This window comes from Streptosporangium sp. NBC_01469 (genome assembly GCF_036227305.1).
Lineage (GTDB): Bacteria > Actinomycetota > Actinomycetes > Streptosporangiales > Streptosporangiaceae > Streptosporangium.
Map to the genome: position 1 here is coordinate 10118202 of NZ_CP109465.1, position 23687 is coordinate 10141888.

Genomic DNA, 23687 nt, shown 5'->3' on the forward strand with positions numbered 1-23687 from the left:
TCATTCCTGCTGGGTAACGGTGGCCCGAAACCAGTCCAGGCAGCCCGCCACCACATCCCAGACGCTCGGGGCGACGAGGGAGGTCACCCGGAAGGACGGGTAGAGGTCCAGTTTCGCCAGTGGGATCTCCACCTCCGGAGCGGCGTTGAGACGTTCCCTCAGTTCCTCCCTGACGGCGACGTCGTCGAACGGATTCCTCTTCGCGAGCGTGCCGAAGGGGATCTCCACCTTCTTGGGGTAGATCCGGATCGCCGCCAGCACCTCGCTGCCGCGTTTGACGACGGGAGCGCAGGAGGCGCCCCCAGAGCCGTACTGGATCTCGCCTCCGCCCGCTCGCCAATGCTCCATCAGTCGCTGAACCGCTCCGGCCGCCTGCGGCCCGCTCGCCTCGCCGAGTTGCTCCAGGAAACGCCGCTGTGGGTCCGCGATGTGCTGGTGCTCGCCCGGCGCCAGTTCCGACTCGCGCAGGCACTCGCCAGGCCGAGGAGGGCCGCCAGTTCTCGGGCAATGATCCGCTGCGACGTCTGCGCCCGGCCCAGCGCCGAACCCTTCAGTTCATCACTCCACTCCTCGCCTACCTGCCGATCTGCGTCACCTGGTTTGTCAGAGCCGGCTGATAGTCATGGCAACGTCTCCACCGCTGGAGGCGACCGATGACTTCGGAGGCTGACATGGGTCTTCTCGACGAGCTCTCCCCCGAGCAGCTCGGCTGGCTCGGCGACGACCCCGGCCGGGTTCGCGCGGACCTGTTCGCTCGGCTCGACGAGCTCTACGTGCCGGCGCGGGAGTGGCCGGCGCCGACGTTCAGCGAGACGGTCTTCGCCGAGCTCGGGCCCAGGCTCGGCGACGCGCAGTGGCGCGCGCTGGGGGTGTGGGCGCAGCTGCGAATAGACCTTCATCTCCACGGGACGGACTATCGCCCGGATCCGGCGATGCTGACCGCGCGGGTCGCCCAGCGGAAACTCGCCTGGACCGGCGACGAGGTCGAGCTGCTCTGGCGGGCCGCGATCGGGCCTGGCCTGCTCGACTACCGCCACGAGTCCTCGACGGCCCTTCCGTGGGCGGCCACCAAGAGGCTCTCCCACGAGGCACAACGCCGCCATCTCCCGCTCCTGCGCCAGATCCAGGAGAGCCTGGTCGGCAACCCGTGGGCGTCCCACTCCCGGCTCAAACGCGACATGGACATCTTCCTGGGGGAACACACGGAGAACGACCCCGTGCGGGCCACCACCTACCTGGTCGGCGAGGGCGACGGCTTCGCCGACCTGCTGGCCACCGAGTACGGCTCCCGCCTCGGTGATTCGAAGACGCTTCCCCTGCTGTGCCACTGGGTCACCGCGACCGCCGCGCGCCCCGCACCCACCTGGCTCCGACAGGCCGCCGCCCTGCTCACACCGGACACCGGCCCGCTCATCCGGGACATCCTGAGCCGCGTCCCCGCTCACCGGGAGACGACGACCCGGCACCGCCAAGGCACCCACGAGTGGACCACGACGACCTATCTGAACGAACGCACCGCCGTGGCGCTGCGCGGCCTGATATGGACGTGCGAGCTGATCGACGAGCCGTGGGTGGTCCCGCTGCTCGGGGAAGTCGCCCTGGCGGCGGGCACCGGCATCGGCGGATCCGGGTCCAACTCGCGCAGCGAGAAGCTCGTCAACGCCGCCCTGCTCGTGCTGGCCGAGCACGGCGGCCTGGAGGTGGTGGCTCCGCTCGCCCGGATGCAGACCAAGGTCAGGAAGAGGTCGATCCTGGCGAAGGTGGCGCTGACGCTGGACGCGGTGGCCGCACAGGCCGGGCTGAACCGTGAGCAGCTGCTCGACCGGACCGTGCCGACGTTCGGGCTCGGCCCGGACGGCGTGCGGGAGGAGAAAGCCGGAGATCACGTCCTGCGGCTGGCGCTGGACGAGGCGGGCACACCGCTGCTGACCTTTCTCAATCCGGCGGGCAAGCCGGTCAGATCGGCTCCGAAAGCGGTCAGGGAGAACCACGGCGGGCTGCTCACCGAGTTCAGGAACACGCTCAAGGAGATACGGAAGACGCTGTCCTCCGAGCGGCTCCGCGTCGAGCGGGCGCTCGCCGAGGACCGGCTCTGGCGCTGGAACCAGGTCGAGGAGTTCTTCCTCGACCATCCCGTCACCGGTGTCCACGGCAGGCGGCTGATCTGGCAGATCCTGCAGGGCCCCGCCGGGATACCGGTCAGGACCGCCGACGGCTGGGAGCTCACCGATCCGACCGGCCGCCGGATCCAGCCCCGCGCGGACACCCCGATGCGGCTCTGGCATCCCATCGGGGAAACCGTCGAGGAGATTCGCAGCCGGCGTGACCACCTTCTGGAGATCGGGCTGCGGCAGCCGTTCAAGCAGGCCTTCCGTGAGGTCTACCTGCTCACACCGGCCGAGGAGCAGTCCGGGACGCTCTCCAACCGCTTCTCGGGACACAGGCTGCGGTACGGCCAGGCCAAGGCGCTGCTGTCCGAACGCGGCTGGACCGGCCTCTCCCTCGGCCACTGGGACGCGGCGGGCGGCTCGGAGCAGAGCGAGGCCGTCAAGGAGGTTCCAGGCTGGCGGATGCGCTGGGACATGCACCTGCCCATGGGGTCCTGGGAGACGGATCGCCACGGCGACCCGGCCTCGTTCTGCGTCAGCGGTCCGATTCGGTTCGACCGCACCGACTCCGACCATCTCGGTGAGGAGTCATGGAAGGGGGTTCCCAAGCCGACGCCACTCATCGAGGTGCCCCCGCTGGTGCTGTCGGAGGCCATGCGCGACGCCGACCTCGCCGTGGGCGTCTCCTCCGTCGGCCTCGACCCGCAGGGACAGGGCGACTACTGGAACTCCTACAACTTCGGCGACCTCACCGAGAGCGCCGAGATCCGCCGCGACGCCCTGACCCGGCTGCTTCCCCGGCTGCGCATCGCCGACCGGGCCGAGCTCACCGACCGTTTCCTGCGGGTCCGTGGCGACCTTCGTACCTACCGGATCCACCTGGGGTCGGGCAACATCCTGATGGAGCCCAACGACGCCTACCTGTGCATCGTCCCCAACGTCACGTCCGACCAGGTCTTCCTGCCGTTCGAGGAGGAGGGCGGCATGCTGTCGGTCATCATCTCCAAGGCGCTCCTGCTGGCCGGCGACGCCGCCATCACCGACCCGTCCATCACCCGCCAGATCAGGGTCTGACCTGGTGCCCGCCGGGAGACGCGGCGTGGCGAGCACGGCGCGTCTCCCGGCGGACTCGCCAGCCGCGTCCGCACCGCCCTCCACGAAGCGGGCAGACCGGGGAGTGTCCGTTTTACGGCCCGCGGAATCTCTGACTCTCCAGCTACCCAAGGGCATCATCGCTTCGTCTCCAGGCCCGGTCACGAGGCGGGGCGGGGTGGTGCGTTCCTCGTCCGCCGGTACGCGCGTCCTGTGCAAAAATGATCATGGCTTCCATGAGCCATGAACCGGTCCATCCGGATTGCCGAAAAGGCGCTCGGCACCACCGAGGACACCATCGAGGAGAGGATGTCGGTTGTCCGTGACGGACTCGGAGCTCGCCGGCGAGCTCCGCGAGCTCGCCGATCATCCTCATCTGGCGGCCCGCCGGGACCAGCTGAACGACCTCGCGAACGCGATCACCGATCCCGGGAGAGCCGGACGCTGGTGCGAGGTCGACCTGTTCGCCGCCTTCGCTCCCGACGACAGCATCCTCGTGGACGACGAACCGGTGGATACCACCTCCTCGCCGAGGAGACCGCGATGGCGCCGGGGGCTCGGCGCCGCCGTCGGCCCGGCCCTCGTCTTCGTACCGATCCTCATCACCTGGCTCGGGTTGATGATGGCCACCGGCGCCTACGGCGACGTCCTCGACGACGGCGGGGTGGACGCGGCCCGACGGCCTTTCCTGGAGATGTGGCAGCAGGGCTTCGACGGCAGGCTGCCCCGGTTGTTCGAGTTCGGCAACATCGCGCTCTGCACCCTCGCGGCCATCTTCTGCCTCATCTGCTGGACCGTGTACGAGAACATCGCGCGGAACAGCAGGGAGGATGCCTCGGAGCGGGCGCTCCGTGCCCTTCGCGTCCGGCTTCGCGGGGCGCTGACCGAGGCGAGCCTCGTACTCGGCCAGGTACGGCTCTCCTCCCCGGAGCGGTTCGGGGCCGAGCTCAGCAGGACGGCGGCCGACATCGGCTTCGTCGGGACCACCGCGCGCAAGGTGCACACCGAGCTGGTCGAGGCGCTCACCCTCACCCTGGAGGCCACCCGGAAGACCACGGACGCGCTGGCCGGCAGCGCGATCGACGTACGCGACGCCGTCGAACTCCTCAGCGGGCACCTCGCGGCCATCAACAACACCTGTGACGACCTCGCCGCGGTCGTGGCGCGGGCCTCGACCGTGATCAAGGTCCAGGACGCCTCCCAGAAAATCCGGACCCCGCGGTGACTGCCCGGCGAAGAACCCCCACCTCGACCCTGCTGGCCGGTTTGCTCTTCGCCGACCTGCTGCTCGGGCTCACGATCATCATGCTGGGAACGCAGGCGCCGCCTCCCTCGCCCGCCGAAGCCGCAGCGGACACCACCAGGCTCCGGCTGGACACCGTCCGGTCCCTGCCGGAGACCACCCGGCCTCCGGCGGAAAAACCCGAGACGGAAAAACCCAGGACGGAAAAGCCCGAGGCCGAAAAACCTCGGGGGGAGAAGCTCCCGGAGGAAAAGCCGACGGAGGAAAAGCTCCCGGCGGAGGAGTCCCCACCGAAGGAGCGGAAGGAACGGGAGAAGAGCGAGGATTCCCCGGGGAAGGAAAGCCCCGCCCGGCCCCGCCCCTGCGCCGATCTCGTCGGAGGCGTCCGGGCGGAACCGACCACGATCTCGTTCCGGGTCGCCCCCGGCGCCGGTGACGGCGTGCTGGCCGCGCGGGTACGCCAGGAGCTGCGTAAGTACGGGGACCGCCTGGCCGGACGGCACGCCGGCATGGTCCTGACCTTCGGCACCGGCGACGGCGCCGGGGAGGGCGTCCGCCTGGCCACCCGGGTCAACACGGTCATTCGCGAGGCGTACCCGCGCGTCTTCGGGGCGGCCGTGACCCGGAACTTCCACGACCTCGCCGCCCCGAACGGGTCGGTCTCCATGGAGATCTACTTCGTGACCCACGGCTGCTCACCCGATCCCACGAACCCGAGAGACCGATAAACCGCTCGCGCGGGCCTTCCCGGAACCGTTGCCGTTAGCGCGGGTCTTACCCGGACGGTCGGCCGGCGGGGCGCCGAGCGATGGTCCCGCCCGGAGGCGGGACCATCGCCGGTTTCTACCGGGGCGACGTCCCGTCGGGCACCGGGGCGTACCCGGTGGCCCAGGTGGTGAAGGTTCCCCTTCTACCGGGGCGGCGTCCCGTCGGAGACCGCGCCCGGCACCGGGGCGTACCCGGTGGCCCGGGTGGTGAAGGTTCCCCGGCCCTGGGTCCGGCTGCGCAGCCGGGTCGCGTAGCCGAACAACTCGGCCAGCGGCACGGTCGCGGTGATCACCACCGTCCCCGCCCGCGCGGTCGAGCCGGAGACCCGGCCGCGCCGTGCCGACAGATCGCCCAGCACCCCGCCGGCGGCGTCGTCGGGCACGGTGGCCGTGACCTCGACCACCGGTTCCAGCAGCACCATCGCGCTGGCCCGCAGCGCCTCCCGCAGCGCGAACCGGCCGGCCGTGCGGAACGCCATCTCCGAGGAGTCCTTGGGATGGGTGGCCCCGTCGGTCAGCGTGACCCGCAGGCCGGTCACCGGATGCCCTCCGAGGGGACCCTCGGCCAGCGCGTCCCGGCAGCCGGCCTCGACCGCCCGGACGTACTCCTTCGGCACCCGCCCGCCGACAACGGCCGAGCGGAACACGAAGCCCGCCGCACCGCCGTCAGCGGTGGTGTCCGGGGCGCCCTCCAGTGGTTCCACGTCGAGGACGACGTGGGCGAACTGGCCGGCGCCGCCGTCCTGCTTGACGTGCCGGTACAGCAACCCGGACACCCCGCGTCCGACCGTCTCCCGGTAGGCCACCTGAGGCCGCCCGACCCCGACGTCCAGCCCGTGGGTACGACGGATCTTCTCCACCGCGACCTCCAGATGCAGCTCGCCCATCCCCGACAGCACCGTCTGACCGGTCTCGGGGTCGGTCCGTACCACCAGCGAGGGATCCTCCTCGACCAGCCGCGCCAGCGCCGACGCCAACCGGCCGGCGTCGACGCTCCTGCGGGCCTCGACCGCGACGGAGACCACCGGGTCGGCCACGGTCGGCGGTTCGAGAACCAGCGGCGCCGAGGGCTCGCACAGGGTGGCTCCGGTACGAGCCGCCTTCAGCCCGATCACCGCGACGATGTCCCCGGCCACCGCCAGGTCCACCTCCGTGTTCCGGTCGGCCTGTACCCGCAGGATCCGGCCGATCCGCTCGGTACGCCGCGCGCCCGCGTCCAGCACCGTGTCTCCCTTCCGGATCGTCCCCGAGTAAACGCGCAGGTAGGACAGCCGCCCGGTGGCGGTCGAACTCACCTTGAACACCAGCGCGGCGAACGGCGCCGCCGGGTCGGCCGCCCGCTCCCGCACCGTGCCGTCCCGGGAGCCGTCCTGGGTGCCGCGTACCGGCGGCACGTCCAGCGGCGAGGGCAGGTAGGCCACGACGGCGTCCAGCAGCGGCTCGATCCCCCGGTCGCGGTAGGCCGATCCGCACAGCACCACCACGCCCTCACCCGTACGGGTCAGGTCGCGCAGTGCGGCGGCGAGGGTCGGCGCGGAGATCTCCGGTTCCGCGCAGAACTCCTCCAGCGCGATCGGGTGCAGTTCGGCCACCGTCTCCTCGAGCAGCCGGCGGCGCCGGCGCGCCTCCTCCAGGAGGGCGTCCGGCACCGGCCCCTCCTCGAACGTGTCTCGGCCTCCGGCCCACACCAGCGACCGCATCCGCAGCAGGTCCACCACGCCGGTGAACCCGTCCTCCCGCCCGATCGGCAGCTGGACCACCAGCGGGACCACGCGCAACCGCTCACGGATCGACGCGACCGCCGCGTCGAGGTCGGCACCGGCGCGGTCGAGCTTGTTGACGAAGGCGATCCGCGGCACCCCGTGCCGGTCGGCCTGCCGCCACACCGACTCGCTCTGCGGTTCGACGCCCGCGACCGCGTCGAACACCGCGATCGCGCCGTCGAGCACCCGCAGCGAGCGCTCCACCTCGTCGGAGAAGTCGACGTGGCCGGGTGTGTCGATCAGATGGACGCGGTGGCCGTCCCATGCGCAGCTCACCGCCGCGGCGAAGATGGTTATTCCACGGTCACGCTCCTGGGAGTCGAAGTCGGTGACGGTCGTCCCGTCGTGCACCTCGCCACGCTTGTAGGTGGCGCCGGTGACGTACAGGATCCGTTCGGTGATGGTGGTCTTGCCCGCGTCGACGTGGGCGAGGATGCCCAGGTTGCGGACGCCGGTCAGCGAGTCGGTGATATGACGGTGCAGGTCGGTACGCACGGCCCATGGCCCTTCGGAATGATCCGGACAGGACGGCGCGATTCCCGGACGAGACGAGACGACCCGAGGTCAGGTCGTGAAGAGACCCCTCACGCGGTGCGACCGCGTAGGGAGATGCCCTATACCGGGCAGGGCAGGGGTCAGGCGTTCGTCACGGGCATTCGACGCGGGCCGCGCGGCCGGCGTCGGGCACCAACGAAGACACCAGGATCACGTCGTAGCGTGACGGGGGAATGACCACAGCGGTGCGACAACGCACGGCCTGCTCCCCTCACTGGTCAAGGCGCGCGCCGCGGTGTCGCGGCAGCGCGTGATCAGTGGCGAGTGTACTGAGACCGGCCTGGGCGGGAAACCGATTTTTCCGCCGACGGCGACCGGGGTTCGACGTGTCAACGACAGACGAAGCCTGGATCCGGCACCGAGCTCGCTCCGCTCCAGCCGCGTATCCGCTTCGCCCCTGAGCAGGGTGATCCCGTACGGAGCCCGCCCGAGATGACAGGTCCGCAGCTGGCTGACCCCCTGCGCACCGCTGCAACGCTGGTGGCGCAACTGGCACCTGCAATCCATGGTTTCTTCCGAAGCTCCGTCCTCCGCGTGACAGATCGCGTGCGTAAGCATCCGCATTTGAAGGCCGGAGTATGACGACGGCCCTATCGCTCCAGCTCGGGCGCGCGGGCCGCGCGGCGATCATGGCGACCTCGCCTCCGCTCCGCCCTTCCCATCGTTCACGGGGTCATCGGGAGAACGGCGCCGAGCAGCGACGCGCCGATGACGACCGTGAGCGCGTACGCCTCAAGCGGGACGAGATCACGTTCACCGCAGTGCACGCGACTGCCCGTAAAAAGCATGAAAAAGCATCTCATCACGGTCATCCCATTGATGGCGACGGTCCCGAGGAGCGCGAGCCAGACCGGTAGGAACCCGGCGGCCGAGCCGTGGACCAGCAGGTGGCCGCCGGCGAACCCGAGGGACGGCGGGAAGCCGACCGCGGCGAGGCCGCACAGCAGGAACGCCACGGCCAGCCTCGGGGTCCGGGTGAAGTCGCCGCCGGGCGCCACCAGTGACAGTGGCCCTCGCCGGGCTTCCAGCGCGGCCAGGGCCATGGCGAGTCCCGACAGGGCGAGGGCCGACGCCTGCCAGGTCAGCACTGCCCCGGACCTCGCGACCGGCGAGCCGGCGCCGAGCCCGAACGCGATGAGCCCGGCCTGGCTCATCGCCAGGAAGGCCAGCGCCCGCCTGGCCCGCTCCTGCACCACCGCGAACACCGAGGCCGCGGCGGCGGTCAGGGCGCCGAGCAGCGCGACCCCGTACGCGAGCGACGCGGGCAGCCGCGTGGACAGCAGGTCGAGATGGGTGATCACACCGGCGGGCGCGATGCCGAACGCGACCACCAGCCCCATCGGCGCCCGCTCCACGAACCTGGGGTACCAGCCGTGCGCGGGCAGGAGGGCGAGCCTGATCGCGACGCCGAGGACGACGAGGACCGCTCCCGCCGTCTCCCGGCCGGACGCCGTCAGGGCGGTGCCCGCGCCGAAGAGCACGACCCCGGGCACCTGGTAGGCGGCGAACAGGCGGCCGAGCCCGTCACCGCTGTCGTGATCGCGTAGTTCGGCCCAGACGATCCAGGCCGAGAACGCCCACAGCGCGACCGTCACCCCGTCGTTCCTGAAGGCCGCGAAACCCGACGAGACGGCCAGCAGCCGCAGTATCCGGGCCAGGGTCGCCGGCGGGTGCGAGGCGAGCGGGCTCATCGCGACCACCAGCAGGCCGGCCACGCACGCCAGGGTGCCCGCGAGCCGCCCGGTGCCGCCCGGCACGGCCGCCACGAGCAGGCCCCGCACCTGCCCCCCGGTGGCCGGGGCGAGCATGCCGGCTAGGGGCGGTGCGGCCGACAGCGCCGTGACGGCCGTGGCGGCCGTGGCGCAGGCCACCGCGACGCGGCGCGCGAGCCGCCGATCGGCGATCCGGGCGACGACGACGGACGCGGCCAGGAACAGGGCCGTCACCAGCGACGGGACCAGTGCGATCACGACTGCCGCCCTCCTCGCCCGGTGCTCAGCCGCCGCGCCCAGCGGTCGTCCAGCGCGTCGGCCCGCCGGATCAGGCGGGTGAGCCCGCCGACCAGGTGATCGCGCAGCCAGGCGTCGAAGTAGCCTCTTTCCAGCGCGTACCGGTACAGCCACGCCTGCGCCGCCCGGGGAACCAGGCGGTCCAGATGCCTTCCGGTGCGGGGCAGCGGGCCGCCGGTCAGCCGCTCCAGGTGGTGGTGGTCGTGGATGAGGCTCGGCGACCGCAGGATCTGCGCGCTGCGCGACGCCGCGTGCGCGACCAGGTGTGCCAGCGCGAGATAGCGCAGCCCGAGCCCGATCTCGGCCATGATCATCCCTATCTGGGTCATCGACGCGTAGGCCAGCGCGCTCTTGATGTCGGTCTGCACCCGCCCGCTCAGGGTGACGTGGACGGCGGTCAACGCGCCGACGGCGACGATCGCCGTCCGCGCCGCCGGGGCCTGCGCCCAGACGGACTCGGTGCGCAGCAGCAGGTACGGACCCAGGCTGACGGAGATCGCGCCGTAGAAGAGGGCGCTCGACGGGGTCGGCCCCTCCATGGCGCGGGGCAGCCATCCTCCCAGGGGCACCTGGGCGGCCTTCCCCATCGCCGCCCACAGCAGCAGGATCCCGATCAGGGCGGCGTCCCCGCCGGCGGCGGGCGCCTCGAAACCCGCCCACCCGCCGTCATGCAGGACACCGGTGACGGTGGACCCGCCGGTGGTGCGGTGCAGCCATACGACGGCGGCCGGCAGCCCCACGTCGCAGGCCCGGTAGGTCAGGAACGCGCGCAGCGCGTGCTCCACGGGCTTCCTGCGCTCGTGGAAGAACGCGATCAGCAGCGCCGAGGCCAGGCCGGCGAGTTCCCAGCCCACGAAGGCGAGCTCCAGGCCGCCCGCCAGGGCGACGATCTCGACGCCCGTGCCGAACAGGGCCAGGAGCAGGTAGAACCGCAAGTATCCCGGTTCCCTGTGCAGGTAGCGCCGGGAGAAGACGCCGACGAGGCCCACCAGGAGCGCGGTGAGCGCGGCGAAGGGAAGCGACAGCCGGTCGCCCACGAGCACCAGGGGGAACCGGTGGTCTCCCTCGCCGAACCAGGCGCCCGCCGACACCTCCAGGGCCCGGTCGCCGCCGGTCGTCACGGTGAGGGCGAGCACGAGCGCGCACGCCGTCGCGAGCCCGAAGGCCGCCGTGACGACCGTCGAGACGATCCGCTCGGCTCCCCCGCGACGCCGCAGGGCGAGGGCCGCGAGGAGCAGGAACGCGCCGAGCGGCAGCCCGGCGACCGCGATCAGCAGGAACCGGTCCGCCGCGACGCTCACGACGGCTCCCCGGCTCGCGACCCGCGACCCGCGAGCTCGTGTCCGGCACCGGAGGTCCCAGACAGGCCCGACATATCCGATACGCCGGGTGGTGTCTGCCCGAACGCGGCCATCACGTGGGCGCCGCCCAGGTGCCCGCGCTCGCCCGCGTAGAAGTGCGCGGAGCGGTCCACGACGGGAAACGCGGTGGTCTCGGGAGTGTGGGGCCGGAAGGCGCCGTCGCGGAAGACGTGCATCGCCTCGGAGTCCGAGCTCCACGCCACGAGCTGAATCCAGCCGTTCGCCGCGAGCCGGTTCAGGCCGGGGTGCGCGCGCAGGATCGCCACCAGGAGCTCGGGCTCGGCCTCGACGACCAGCAGCAGGCGTACCGGCTCGTGGATCTCGACCATCTGCCATGGAAGCCCGGTCCGCAGGTCGGAGGCGTGCCCGTCCATCACACCGAGCAGGCCCACGATGTTGTGCGGCAACTTCGTCCCGCAGCCGTGACCGGCCGGGTCCACGTGGCTGAAGTAGTACTCCAGGTTGATGCCGGCGCAGACCGGCCCGGCCGCGAGGAGCAGACCGGCCAGGAGTTCCCCCGAGGGGTCGCCGCCCGGGTCGTAGGAGACGAGGAAGGCCCGCCGGTCGAGGAAGAGGCCGCGGGTGCGTGACCGCCGCCCCACCACGCACGCCGCGTTCGTGGCGTGCCCGTACTCGGGCCGGGGCTGCCCGAGGTCCACGGTACGGGTCTCGACATGGGCCGGCGCGGTGCCGGGCGTGAGACCGGCGGGCGCGGACTCGAAGCGGCGGGACCGCTCGTGTGCGGCCAGGGCGCACGCGGCGGCCAGGGCCTCGCGCGCCCCGCCCGCCTCCGTCCGGCACCGCTCCGGCACCAGGTCCTCGTCGTAGTAGGTCATCGAGTCGTCGCAGGTGTCGTGGTAGGCGCCCACGAACCACGTGTCCTCCGGGACGTCGATCCCCCGGTCGCGAAGGTTCGCGCGCACCCCGGGGTGGTTGGCCATGGCGGCGAACGCGCGGGCGTTCGGACCGCCGCGTCCGCCGCCGGTGGCACCGCAGTCGTGCGCGGACTCGTGCGGGTTGTTGAGGCTGGAGGAGCCGTGGCCCACGATCAGTACCACGGGGCACGGGCTCCGTCCGAGGCCCGTCACCCGCAGGACGCCCGACACCACGTCGGCCATCTCCGGTACCGAGTAGCCGGGGAGCAGGCCGTCGCCGCGTACCTCGGCCGTGATCCGTTCGAGGGCCAGGCGGGTGCCGGACCCGGCGTCCCTGCCGTGGCCGAGACGCCGGGACCAGCGGTGGGACGCCAGGGGGAAGAGGCAGCGGCCGGCCAGGACGAGCAGGTGGGCGAGGCCCGTGCCGAGGGTGATCGCACTCCCCCGTACGAGGGTTCTGCTCCCCACCGCGACCAGCCGGCTCCATGAGGCCCAGCGGCGACGTGAGGCCGCGTGCCGGCGGGACCGTGCGGCGTCCACCGGCTCCACCGGCTCCACCGGCTCCACTGGCTCCATTAGCTCCGCTCGCTCCACCGGCTCCACCGGCTCCACCGGCTCCACTGCCTCCACCGGCTCCTCCGCGAGCTCTTCCGCGACCGGGTGCCGGGGCGCGGGGCCCGGCGGGGTCCGCACCGGCTCCCCCACGACCTTCTCCACGACCAGGTGCCGGGGTGTGACGCCGACCGGGCACAGCGGGCGGGCGCGCACGTCCTCCAGCCCCCGGTAGACCATGGCGACCCCGAAGAAACCGGCGTAGCCGAAGGTCTCGGCCCCCGGGAAGTGCTCCTCCAGGTGCCGGCGCAGCGACTCCTCCCGCTCGTCGATGCAGAACACGGCCTGGAAGCGGGGAGGGGGCGAGGATCGCCGCGCGGCGACCCGGTGATGTGCGGCGAGCGCGTCGAGCACCCCGATCCGATGGCGCCGCTCGTAGGCGAGGTGCAGCAGGCGGCGCCGTTCGAGCGCGTCGCAGGACCCGACCGCCGCCAGCCAGGCCGCCGCGTGCCCCGCGTCGGCGAACACCGCCGTGTCGACCGGCATCACCTGGGCCAGGAGGAACGCCTCGTACACCAGTTCCAGGCCAGACCTGGCCCGCGCGGCGGGCTCCCCGCCGCCGCCCAGGCCGGGAAAACGGCTCGAATCGAGAAACCGGTCCTGGCCGGGAAGGTCGTCCGGGCTGGAGCCCGCGTCCGGGCCGGGGAACGCGTCGAGGCCGGCGAGCGTGGCGTGCGCGCCGAGGTGCTCCGCCACCACGTGGCGTGCCGCGTACGCGTCGAGGACGAGCTGCACCGCCAGGTAGTCGACCAGCCGCGCGGGACGCGCCTCGACCGGCGAACGGTCGGGCCACCGCTCGAACCGGTGCGTCATGCCCGCCCACCCGCGCAGCGACAGCAGGGTCGCCTGGATCACGGCCCCCCAGTCGCCTTCGGGCACGGCGAGTTCCGCCAGGGCCCACCCGACGGTCCGCTCGGCCGTCCACGACTCGGCCTCCTGCCGTCCCAGTTCGGGGGCGAGGCCTCGGAGAAATCCGTCGGGCGGGCCGCCCGCCCGGCCGTAGAGGTGCCGGAAGGCGCACAGGAGGCCCCTGTCGCGTTCCGGCATCGGCCAGTAGGCGACCCCCTGGTCCAGGAACGCCGCGGACAGCCGGATCAGCAGCGGGTGGACGAGGTCGTCGGTGTCCCGCCCGGTGGCGGCGAGGATGAGGTCACGCGGGCGCGGCGACGCGCGCCCGGCGTGCCGTACGGCCGGCGCCGCCCCTTCCAGCCGGTCCCAGAGCCGCCCGAGCAGCTGCTCGCCCAGCGCCCGCGCGTCCGGTTCCGGCACCGCCCGCCCGGTCCAGTCCCGCCTGGCCTGCCGCAGCAGCTCGGCGCGGCGGCGCGTGCCGAGGTGGGCGGTGAAGCGGGTCCGCTGGGGCGTCTCGTGCAGCAGCCAGCGCAGGGCGTGGCCCCGAGGGAGGTCGAGCAGGTGCCGGAGCCGGATGGCGCGGAACTCGCGGCTCGTCGGGCCGCCCGGCACGAGCGGGACGTCGTCTCCGGCGCCCCCGGGTTCGACGACCGCGTCGAGATCGCCCGGCAGGATCCGCCCCGAGCCGAGGTGATCGTGGAAGGCGGCCTCGCTCAGGAAGGGCTCGGTGCCGAACAGCCGCGCCGCGTGGACGACGGCGTCCTCGAAGGGCAGGTGCTCGAACGCGTGCAGGGTGTTGTGGTGGACGAACGCCTGCAGGGGCGCCTGCTCGGGCAGCAGCCTCGCCGCCCGCTCCACCAGGTCCGCCACGCACGGCCGGCGGCCCTCGCGGGCCGGATAGGTGACCACGTTCGTATGGTTCATGCTCGCCTCCTGCGCCGGGTGGCCTGCGGGTGGGGCGAGACGGGATGGAGCCGGTCGAGCCCGCGGAAGGTGAGGGTGGCGGCGGGCCATTCCCGGGACATCGTGTCGATCCCGGCCAGGAAGGTGTGGTCGACCACCGCGGCGTCCTTGACGTCGATGACGATCTCGGTGATGCCGCCGGCGCGGTTCACCGTACGCCGCACGGGCAGCAGGGCGGTGAAGACGGCCGCGCCGAGAACGCGGACGTGCAGCACGTCGCCGGTGCGGACCGCCTCCGCGCGGGGGTGGAACAAGGCGGGCACCGGCACACCGCGCAGCAGGTGCAGCAGGAACTTGGCGGCGAGCCCGGCCGCGACGCCGGCCAGCAGGTCGGTGGCGAGCGTGACGAGCATGGTGATCAGGAACAGGGCGAGCTGGTCGAGGCCGACCCTCCTGGCGTGCAGGAACTCGCGGGGCGCGGCGAGCCTGGTGCCGGTGTAGACGAGCATGGCAGCCAGGACGGCGAGGGGGATGATCTGCAGCAGGCCCGGGGCGAGGGCGACGAACAGCAGCAGGAAGGCGCCGTGGAAGAAGTTGGACCGGCGTGAGAGGGCCCCAGCGTCGACGTTGGCCCTGCTGCGGACGATCTCGGAGATCATCGGCAGGCCGCCGAGCAGGGACGAGACGAGGTTGCCGCCACCGAGGGCGAGCAGGTCGCGGTTGAGGTCGGCGGGCCGCTTCCCCGGAACCATCGAGTCGACCGCGAGGACCGTCAGGGTGGACTCGATGGTGCCGATCAGGGCGAACATCACCACGTACTTCAGCGACGCCGCCGTCAGGAGCATCGAGAAGTCGGGGAAGGCGACGGCGTCGAGCAGGGAGTCGGGAAGCCGGACGAGATACTCCGGGCCGAGGTGGTAGGTCATGGTCATGAACCGGTAGTCGTGCGGGCTGTGCAGGTCGAACAGCAGTCCGATGGGCACGGTCACGGCGAGCACGACCAGCGGGGCGGGCACGGCGCGGGCCCACCGGGCGCGGATCAGGGGCAGGCCGAACAGGAGCGCCAGCGACAGCGCGCCCAGCAGCAGGATGCGGGGGTTGGCGTGGGTGAGGCTGCGGGGAATCTCGGCGATCAGCTCGAAGGGGCGCTCACCGTGGGGTTTCACCCCCAGCACGACGTGGGCCTGCTTGGCGATGATGACGACCCCGATCGCGGCGAGCATGCCGTGCACGACCGAGGGGGACATGGCCACGCCGACGCTGGCCACCCGGCACAGGGCGAAGACGATCTGTACGCACGCGGCGACGACCCCGACGGCCAGCGCCCGCCGGTATCCGGCGGCGAGATCGCCCCCGCCGAGTTCCTGGACCGCGCCCAGCGCGATCACGATGAGGCCGGCGGCCGGGCCCTTGATGGTCAGCGGCGCGCTGCCGAGGAAGCTGACCAGCGTGCCGCCGACGATCGCCGTCAGGACACCGGCGACCGGCGGGAACCCGCTGGCCAGAGCGATCCCCAGGCACAGCGGGAGCGCGATGAGGAAAACCAGGAAACCGGACTTGACATCCGCTTTCTGGAACGCGGACCGGCGCGTGGCCGGTAAGGCGTCATGGATCTTCGAGTCTTGCCGTTCGGGCATGAGCGTGGTCCTCACATGGGCAGGGATGGTCCACTCCGGCCGTGTCCGGCCGGAGGCGGTGCGCTGAGGGACGCCTGGGAACAGGCGTCAGGTGCGCACAGGTGGACCGCGGGCCCTGCCCGCCTCCGGACTCGTCTGGGACGGCCGGGTCCGGTGAAGCCCGGCGACGGCACCCGACGCCGGTTGCCGGAACCCGCCCGGCGCGATGTCGGAGAGGTCGTCCCTGTCGTCGAGACGTTCGTCCTCGAACTCGCACGGCTCCCCGCAGGGAGGCGCGGTGAACCGGTCACCGGGCGGCGTGATGACCGCGTTACCGGAAGACGTGGTGACCGCGTTACCGGGAAACGCCGTCCGGACCGCCGGGGACGCCCCGGAGGTGACCGTGCCGCCGCTCGGCGAGGATCCGGTGGGAACGCGGAATAGGATGACTCCCAGGACCGCCACCAGCGACATCACCAGCATGACCGCCAGCGCCGCTCCCGGCGCGCGGCGCGGCGTCGCGCGCTCGCGGCTCGACGGGTGCATGGCGGTCCGCGGATTCAGGCGTTGGTCGTGTGGTGACGTCACTCTGGCTCCAGGCGAGAAATCCTGGTGGGTGGGGGCAGGATGAAGCCCCCGACTGATCCGGAAAACGACAGGTGCGGTCAATATCCATGAAGCGCGGGTTAGTCAATCCGCATATCCGCTTCCATGACTCCCGGCCGGCCGCCCTCCGGCGACCGCGATTCAACCGGCGCCCCACTCCGTCCAGTCAGCGTCAATATAACTTTCCACAGGCGACACGGGCCAAGAATATCGAAGCATTACCGAAAAGTCGCCAGGTTGCGATACCCAATTAACACTTTAACGCCATTTATTATAGTCGTTCACTATATTTAGTTACATCAACCGATAAAAGGCTTTTCAGTGATCCCGAGATGCGACTTTCGGCATTCGCGATACGGCTTCACGGCACGACCTGGGCCCGCCGGAGTCGAGGGCGGCGAGGACCTGGCATAGCGGAGCCGGGCCGGCCTGATCAACGATGGGCGTCTGGGCTGGAACTCCTGGAGCTACGGCGAACCACCACGTGGTTGATGGGTGGTGTTGAGAGTCGATCGATCAACCGGCAAAATCACAGCGGGTGGCGGGGCTCGCGCAGGCCTCACGGAGAGTCCAGGGAACGTGTCGGGAATCCGAAGCGTCCAGCAACCTGTACGGATTTCTCTTCCGCACACCGAAGCGGACGATCGTCACCCCCTGATCGTCACCCCCGCCAGGTTCGGCGGCGGCCGGGGTGCGCTGCGTCAGTGAACCTTTTTCATCCTCAGGCGGCCTGTGCGACGCGGTGGTTTTGAAGGACGGCGATGGCCTTGCACAGGTGACCGGCCTTGGAAGGGCTGCAACGTAGCTTCCGGAGGATTTTCCAGCTCTTCAGCTGGGCGTTGGCGCGTTCGCCGGGTCCGCGGAGGCGGGCGTGGGAGCGGTTGGCCTGTTTCTGTGACGCGGGCTTGTTCTTGCCCTTGTACGGCGTGGCAAGCGGGCCCTCGGCTCCCTGATACGCCTTGTCGGCCAGGGTGATGATTGCGGCCTGCTCCAGCGCGCGCAGGATACCCCAGATGCGGGCGGCGCCAGATCATGGGCCTTGCCCGGCAGGGCTCCAGAGGTCCACAGGATCGTCCCGTCCGGCGAGGCGATGACCTGCACGTTCATTCCGTGCACGCGGTGCTTGCCGGAGAAGTACGGCCGATCGGCTTTCACCCGGTCGGTGTGGATCAGCGTGCCATCCAGCACCAGGTAGTGCAGCCCGTCGCTCTTCGCCTTGCGCAGCGCCTGTCGGAGTTTGGGCGAGCGCGCCGACAGCAGCATCACGGCCTCTTCCACGTACCGCCACGCGGTCGCCGTCGACACCCCGAAACCGGCCCCAAGCTCCTCGAACGTCTCGCCCTTGCGCAGGTAGACCAGCACCAGCAGCGCTTGCTGCCCTGCATTGAGCCGTCGCCAGATCGACTTCATCGCCTTGCGGTGCCGGCGGATCAGCCCGGCGACGTAGTTCAGCGTTGAACGCGACAAATCGACGGCAGCACGATAGAACAGCATCCGAAGCCCCTGGTTGTGACGGATCTGGTTGTGGTGATCAACCCGTCTACCAGGGGTTTCTCTACATCGTCAGGCGAATACCGGCCTTGCGATCATGCTGTGACCAGCAGTTCGCCCCCAGGGGATGTAGGGTCGGGAGCTGGCGCGGTGGCGTGGCCTGGCGGTAGGGCTCGGGGCCTGTATTCCGCCGGTTTCCCGGTCGGCTGTGCTCTCCCCGATGACCGTGGCCAGGTCGCTCCGTTTCCAGCTCCCGCCGCTTCGAACCGTGCATGCGGTTCTCCCGCACACGGCTCACCGACGTCGTTCACCGCCGGCATTCGGTCTCTCCCGCCAGGGCTTGCCTGCCCTGGGTGCGACGACGATTCCATACAAGCTGATCAGGCCCAGGTCGATCGGCCGGGAGCAGACCATCACCCACCAGCCGAACGCCGTGCTGCGCCGGTGCTTCTTGCTGACGAACCGCGCCAGCCGCTGTTGCGCATACCGCCTGATCTTGCTGAGACGCTGGGCCGAATGCCCGTACTTGAAGTACGCAGCCCAGCCGCGAAGGAAGGCGTTCAGATCCTCCGTAATGGTCTCCGGCCGCAACAGGAGCCTGCGCCGGTCGGTGATTTCCCGAATCCGGTCACGGGCATACCGCATGGCCTTGTCCGCGGGCCAGCGCGCGAGGAACGCCACCTTCGCCCTGCCCCGATCGCCCCGCGAGCGCACCAACCGGTGATGAAAGCCAAGAAAGTCCAGGCCCTCGCCCCCGACCTGCAGGTGCACGATGCGGGTCTTAGCCGCCTTCGGCTCCAGGCCGAGGTCGGCCAGCAGGCCGGTCAGACGCGCGAGCGCCCGTTCGGCCTGGCTCTGCGACCAGCACATGACGATCAGGTCGTCGGCGAACCGCACCAGCGTCCCATCACTTTCGTCCCATTCCCGATCGAGCCGGTGCAGATAGACGTTGCAGAGCAACGGTGAAAGCGGGGAACCCTGAGACGTTCCAGTGACCTTTCGCCGGACCTGTCCGTCCTGCATGACTCCCGCGCGCAAGATCACACGCAGCAGCTTGAGCACGGACCGGTCACTGACGCGTTCCTCGATCGCGTGCATCAACTCCTCATGCGGAATCGCCGTGAAACAGTTGGCGATGTCCGTCTCGACCACCCACCGCCGCCCCCGCCGCTGCTCATCGATGAGCACCTGCAGAGCGTCGTGCGGCGACCGTCGCGGGCGAAACCCGAACGAACAGTCGGCCATGTCAGCCTCGAAGACCGGCTCGAGCACGATCTTCACAGCGGCCTGCACGATGCGGTCACGAACTGAGGGAATCGACAACGGTCTCTGCTCACAGGCGCTACCCGGCTTCGAGATCATCACCCGCCGAGCGGCCAGCGGCCGATACCGCCGCGTCTTCAGTTCGCCGGCCAGCTCGCCGAGGAGCCGGTCAACGCCGTACTCCTCGACCTCGGCCAGAGTGGTCCTGTCGATGCCGGGTGCGCCGTTGTTATTGCGCACCGCGACCCACGCGCGCTGCAGGACGTCTCTGCGGAAGACCTTGTCCATCAGCGCGTGGAACCTGCGTCCGGGATCGGCCTTGGCCGCCCGGTAGAGCACATGCTGCAAGGCACGGACCGGATCACGCGGACGTGATCCCAAAGCGGCGGGACTAGCCTGACCGGCACTCACCGGGCCTCCTCCTTCAAGACGCTGCGCATCGACGAAGTAGTGGCCCTTCCCTCACCGCCGGTTGTGTTGTCCGGTCGGCTCAAGCGGTACTACGGCCACCTCCGACGCCCACCCGGCCGGCCATCCACTTCCCGAGGTCATCGGTTATAGGACACCACGCTCCGATGACACTTCCGCAGGTCACCGGGCCGGGAAAGGCCTCCCCAGTTCCCGTCGTCACTATCGATACGTTCCGCGCCCCATACGCCGGGGAGTCCTTGACGGCTGCAATTTCCAGGCTCTTCGCCGCTTCCATGGCCTTCACCCCGATTTCGAAGGGCTCGGCTCTCCCTGTTCCCACCCGAAAGCAGGCTGAGTAACGACGCCGCAGGCTTCGCTTCATGCTACGGACCGCATCCTCGCTCCCCCTCTTACAGGGCCTTTGACGCTGGGCTTCGACCCCGCCCGTTTCCAGACGAAACCGCCAGCCTGCTACCGGGCCTCCTGGCAGCTACCCGGACCGGACTCACACCGGCAAGCGACGACGAGCCTACGAACACGAAGATCAGCTACTCACGTAGCCCCACCTCCGTTCTGCTGGGCGCACAAAAAAGGTTCACTGTGACGATTTCCATCTCCCCGAGGGGCTGGGGTACCCGGCTCTGTCTCTGTCCGCCAAGGCAAGTGAGGACGACTACTGGGCCGCGATCGGCTTCGAACCGAACGGCGATGCCCTGGGGTCGATAGCGATCTCGGCGAACGTCGTCGCGCTGACCGGAGCATCCGGAAAGTGGGGGTGCTGGGGTGAAAGGGACCCCGAGGTGGCGGTATTCCAGGGGTTCCCCGACGCGACCGCGCGCAGTGAATGGTGTGAACGGTTTGGGCCCTTCCTGGACGTGGCAGGCGCGTTGAAGTCATATCTTCCGATGCCTTTCGGCGGGCGGCCCGTCCCGGAGGAGTATGCCGCAACCCTGACTGCTAATTACGGCAATTAAGCGGGCAAACGACCGTAACAACACGAAGGGCTCCGCCGGGATTCCGGCGGAGCCCTTCGTGTTGTTACGGGAGGTCAACCTCATTATTGAATTCCACAATCCGGACCAAGTAATCAAACTCCGACAACAGGTATGCGTCTGCAAAATTTAAGCTTTGCCAGATCTGTCGGACCAGGCGGTCGGCCCCGCGCCCGCGGCAATGATCCTGCGGCCTCGTCGTCGGCCTACAGCGGGTCGATGTGCTCCCCATGTTAGCGAGGGATGGGATTCATCGTTAGATCGATCATGGATGCGTTCCTTCAACGACTGGTGCCCGATGGAGTTTTCGAATGGCTCTCTTGGTGCCAGGGCCTATCCCCGCAGGTGCGGGGCCGACGTCAGGACGTAGTGCCCCTTACCGGTCTCGTCCGGACCATCCCCGCGCGAGGATGGCCCGTGGACCGCGTTGAGCCTCACATACGCGATCAGGGCCAAGACGGTGGCGTTGATTCGGGAGACGGTCGGATCGAAGGCGATCGGGCCGAACAGTTCTGGTTGGGAGCGCAGCATCGCGATGTCGGCCAGGCAGTCACCTCCCAGCGTCAACGGCGAGTCATGAGTCCGGTCCGGGAGCGACGTGCTTGACGAAGAGGAGTCCGTCGGTCTCGCGCAGTTGGCCGGGGTCCAGCGGGAAGTAGCTGTGATTGGCCGACGTACCGGTGCGCGGGGCCGGTTCGGTCCCCGTGGCGCCGAGAGCCCCGGCCAGGCTCGCCGAGTCGACGACGTAGCGGTTTCCCGGCAGGGTGGACAGGATTCCCTCCAGGGTGTCCGGCTCCGGAGCGTCGAGCCCCTGGTGCGTCGCGGCTCCCAGGGCCGAGGCCACGAAGGCGTACTCGTCGCCCAGCCGCGCGGCGACGACCGCGCCGGCGCTCCACCACTTCAGCGTCCGGCCTTCCAGCGGCCCCCAGCCCGGCGGTAGCAGCCAGAGGCTCTCGTCTCGCTGGAGGTGGCGGTTGTGGGCGTGGACCAGCGTCGGTCCGCGCCGCGCCTGGCGCTCCCGCTCCGCGATGGCCAGCAGGTTGTCGGCCATCATCGCGTCCCGGAGGCCCATGAGCCGCACCATGCGCGCCTCGGACGTGTCGGCCATCACGGCGTGGTAGCGGAGCAACCCGGTCGCGGTACGCCCGTGCAGGTTCGCCCGCCACCAGTCCTCACGCGACGTCGCGCGGATCAGGCGCGGTGACTCCGCGGTGAGCAACGCCAGAAGGTCGTCCGCGATGAGGCGCAGTTCTCCGGCGTCGGCGGACAGTCCCACGGACAGGGAGGGATCCATGGTCACCGCGGGATCGCTCCATCGGTCGTCGGAGCCGACCAGGTGATCGATGGTGCCCACGGTGTACGGGAGAAGCTCGATCTCCACATGGGCCGCGAGGTAGCCGTGCAGCGCGGTGAGGGCCCGCCTGGGGCTGTCCGGGCCGGTCATCTCGAACGGACCGTCGAACCCGAAGAACCGGACCCTGTCCGACGCGGGACGATCCTGGTTGTGCTCCCTCATCCACCGCACGAGCTCGCGGCTCGACTCCAGCTCGCCGGATCCGTGACTGAGGCCGCGGCGCACGACGTCGTCGAGCTCTCCCACCCCCTCGGTGACGTACGCGTCGACGGTCAGGCCCGCGAGGCAGTCGCTCTCGAGCGCGATCGACCGGTAGCCCTCGTGCTCGACGAGATGCCGGAAGACCTCGTTTCGCAGCCGGGGAAGCGTCTCCTCACCGTGCATGGCCTCGCCCAGGCCGAGCAGGCGGGGCCTGGCGGGGAGCGACCGGAGGAGTCTCGTGATCGCGGCGCCGAGATCGGCGGCGTTTTCACCGGCGAAGGCCCACGCGTCGTCTCGGACCGGTGCGTCAGCGGCCATGGCGGCTCCTGTCTCTTCGATGACCCTGGCAACACCTTCAACCGTATCGCTGAACTCTTCTTTTAAACTTTGGTGCTTCTCTGCTGGTCTACCTGGTCAAAACCTTCAACCTCATAGGACGGCCCCAGATTCCGCGGGCGACTGCGGCCGCGCCCCACCCCCGGGTACTCGGTCGCGCCGACCGCACGGGAGCCGCGGAAGTTCTGGTACCCGGACACGACCATGGCAGATCTCGTACGCATCGCGATGTCTCCTCCACGGTCGCGGACGGCGCGCGTCGGCACCACCCCGACTGTGGTCTCGTGCCGCCACCCGGGATCCGCCCCCGTGAACCCCCGGTGACGGGCACTCGACAGAACCCGCACGGGAACAGAAGAACGTTCCGCGCGATGAGCCACAGAGCGAATGCGCCGTTCTCCTTCAACCGGCCGGTCTCGCGGCCGTCACAGGTCGGGCAGCCAGCTCCCGTGGAAGCCGAGCGGCACCCGCACCGGGAGGTGGACGCGTGCGACGGGCTCGCCGGTGAAGTCCCCGGCGGGGCGGTCCAGGGCCTGATCGAGCTGCGCGAACAAGGTCTGATCGGCGCCATCGGCATCGCCGCCGGCGAAATCAAGCTGATGACCCGGTACGTGACCAGCGGCGCGTTCGACGTGCTGCTCACCCACAATCGCTACACCCTCATCGACCGGCGCGCGGAGGAATTGATAGCCGAGGCGGCGGCGCACGGTATGGGCATCTTCAACGCCGCCCCGTTCGGCGGCGGGCTCCTTGCCGGCGACGGCACCCGCTATGCCTACTGTGAGGCGTCGCCGGAGTTGCCGGCCTGGGTCGACCGCGCCCGGGAGTTGTGCCATTCGTGGTCGATCGAGCTACCCACGACGGCGTTGCACTTCTCACTGCGCTGCCCGCTGATCCACTCCACGGTGGTCGGCGTGAGCCGGCCGGAACGGATCGCTCAGCTCGAGAAGTTGCGCCTCACCACGATTCCCGACGACTTCTGGCCCGCATTGCAGGCGCTGGGAACGCCGCCCTCCACCATCGATGACTGACCCGGCACGCCGAATCCCTTGCCCGATCCCACTTTCGCGCCGAGGTCAAGGACCTTCGTGACCCATCGCGGTGCCGCCCGGAACACGCGCATCGCCATACAGGGCTTCGGCGAGTTCGGCCTCAAGAAGGTGGTTCGGTCTCAAGAAGGCGGAAGGCGTCCACTGCGGCTGAGCGCGGTGAGAGCCGCCCGGCTCCCGGGAGCCGGGCGGGCCTCGGTCGGGGCCCGCCCGGATCCCGGTTCGGTGTTT

15 protein-coding genes and 1 pseudogene are annotated in these 23687 nt (G+C 70.3%); 4 read left to right on the top strand and 12 right to left on the bottom strand.

Features of this window, described 5'->3' with window-relative positions:
- On the bottom strand, positions 1 to 348 hold the full coding sequence (locus OG587_RS44160; RefSeq protein WP_329084827.1) for a hypothetical protein: 348 nt from the start codon (positions 346 to 348) through the stop codon (positions 1 to 3).
- A gap of 305 nt (positions 349 to 653) precedes the next feature.
- Between OG587_RS44160 and OG587_RS44165 the strand changes: the two genes are divergently transcribed.
- The 3 genes from OG587_RS44165 (at position 654) to OG587_RS44175 (ending at position 5171) form a co-directional block, all read left to right on the top strand.
- Positions 654 to 3182, top strand: coding sequence for a DUF4132 domain-containing protein (locus OG587_RS44165; RefSeq protein WP_329084828.1), 2529 nt, complete (start codon positions 654 to 656; stop codon positions 3180 to 3182).
- Positions 3183 to 3522: 340 nt separating this feature from the next.
- On the top strand, positions 3523 to 4425 hold the full coding sequence (locus tag OG587_RS44170) for a hypothetical protein (protein ID WP_329084829.1): 903 nt from the start codon (positions 3523 to 3525) through the stop codon (positions 4423 to 4425).
- Complete coding sequence (locus tag OG587_RS44175) at positions 4422 to 5171, top strand: hypothetical protein (RefSeq protein ID WP_329084830.1); 750 nt, start codon at positions 4422 to 4424, stop codon at positions 5169 to 5171. Before OG587_RS44170 ends, OG587_RS44175 begins: the two co-directional genes overlap by 4 nt.
- A gap of 182 nt (positions 5172 to 5353) precedes the next feature.
- Here OG587_RS44175 and fusA read toward each other — a convergent pair whose 3' ends face one another.
- The 11 genes and pseudogenes from fusA to OG587_RS47440 form a co-directional block, all read right to left on the bottom strand.
- A complete protein-coding gene (gene fusA, locus OG587_RS44180) occupies positions 5354 to 7468 on the bottom strand; it encodes an elongation factor G (RefSeq protein ID WP_329084831.1) in 2115 nt (704 codons plus the stop codon).
- A 725-nt stretch (positions 7469 to 8193) separates the two neighbouring features.
- Positions 8194 to 9498 carry a proton-conducting transporter transmembrane domain-containing protein gene (locus OG587_RS44185; RefSeq protein WP_329084832.1) on the bottom strand — a complete coding sequence of 435 codons (1305 nt, stop codon included), beginning with the start codon at positions 9496 to 9498 and terminating at the stop codon, positions 8194 to 8196.
- The gene (locus OG587_RS44190) at positions 9495 to 10838 is read right to left on the bottom strand and encodes a proton-conducting transporter transmembrane domain-containing protein (RefSeq protein WP_329084833.1); all 1344 of its coding nucleotides are present in this window, start codon (positions 10836 to 10838) and stop codon (positions 9495 to 9497) included. The genes OG587_RS44185 and OG587_RS44190 overlap by 4 nt, the downstream gene beginning before the upstream one ends.
- Positions 10835 to 14158: a DUF2309 domain-containing protein gene (locus tag OG587_RS44195; protein ID WP_329084834.1), complete on the bottom strand. Its 3324-nt coding sequence runs from the start codon at positions 14156 to 14158 to the stop codon at positions 10835 to 10837. Before OG587_RS44195 ends, OG587_RS44190 begins: the two co-directional genes overlap by 4 nt.
- Positions 14155 to 15774: a SulP family inorganic anion transporter gene (locus OG587_RS44200; protein ID WP_329084835.1), complete on the bottom strand. Its 1620-nt coding sequence runs from the start codon at positions 15772 to 15774 to the stop codon at positions 14155 to 14157. Before OG587_RS44200 ends, OG587_RS44195 begins: the two co-directional genes overlap by 4 nt.
- An 87-nt stretch (positions 15775 to 15861) precedes the next feature.
- Positions 15862 to 16341: a hypothetical protein gene (locus OG587_RS44205; protein ID WP_329084836.1), complete on the bottom strand. Its 480-nt coding sequence runs from the start codon at positions 16339 to 16341 to the stop codon at positions 15862 to 15864.
- A gap of 739 nt (positions 16342 to 17080) precedes the next feature.
- A pseudogene (locus tag OG587_RS44210) lies at positions 17081 to 17853 on the bottom strand (transposase family protein).
- A gap of 291 nt (positions 17854 to 18144) precedes the next feature.
- A complete protein-coding gene (ltrA, locus tag OG587_RS44215; protein WP_329094200.1) occupies positions 18145 to 19452 on the bottom strand; it encodes a group II intron reverse transcriptase/maturase in 1308 nt (435 codons plus the stop codon).
- A 1397-nt stretch (positions 19453 to 20849) separates the two neighbouring features.
- The gene (locus OG587_RS44220) at positions 20850 to 21083 is read right to left on the bottom strand and encodes a hypothetical protein (protein WP_329084837.1); all 234 of its coding nucleotides are present in this window, start codon (positions 21081 to 21083) and stop codon (positions 20850 to 20852) included.
- A 7-nt stretch (positions 21084 to 21090) separates the two neighbouring features.
- Complete coding sequence (locus tag OG587_RS44225) at positions 21091 to 22389, bottom strand: erythromycin esterase family protein (RefSeq protein WP_329084838.1); 1299 nt, start codon at positions 22387 to 22389, stop codon at positions 21091 to 21093.
- Positions 22390 to 22832: 443 nt separating this feature from the next.
- Positions 22833 to 22961, bottom strand: coding sequence for a carotenoid oxygenase family protein (locus OG587_RS47440; RefSeq protein ID WP_443075358.1), 129 nt, complete (start codon positions 22959 to 22961; stop codon positions 22833 to 22835).
- Between OG587_RS47440 and OG587_RS44230 the strand changes: the two genes are divergently transcribed.
- Positions 22944 to 23438, top strand: a complete 495-nt coding sequence (locus OG587_RS44230) for an aldo/keto reductase (protein WP_443075650.1) — start codon at positions 22944 to 22946, stop codon at positions 23436 to 23438. The two genes, OG587_RS47440 and OG587_RS44230, sit on opposite strands and share 18 nt — an antisense overlap.
- The last annotated feature ends 249 nt before the right edge of the window (positions 23439 to 23687 follow it).

Bases quoted from the DNA above. Each gene is read 5' to 3' on its own strand.
- OG587_RS44200 (WP_329084835.1), bottom strand. From the start codon at position 15,774: ATGCCCGAACGGCAAGACTCGAAGATCCATGACGCCTTACCGGCCACG.
- OG587_RS44195 (WP_329084834.1), bottom strand. From the start codon at position 14,158: ATGAACCATACGAACGTGGTCACCTATCCGGCCCGCGAGGGCCGCCGG.
- OG587_RS44225 (WP_329084838.1), bottom strand. From the start codon at position 22,389: ATGGCCGCTGACGCACCGGTCCGAGACGACGCGTGGGCCTTCGCCGGT.
- OG587_RS44165 (WP_329084828.1), top strand. From the start codon at position 654: ATGACTTCGGAGGCTGACATGGGTCTTCTCGACGAGCTCTCCCCCGAG.
- OG587_RS44160 (WP_329084827.1), bottom strand. From the start codon at position 348: ATGGAGCATTGGCGAGCGGGCGGAGGCGAGATCCAGTACGGCTCTGGG.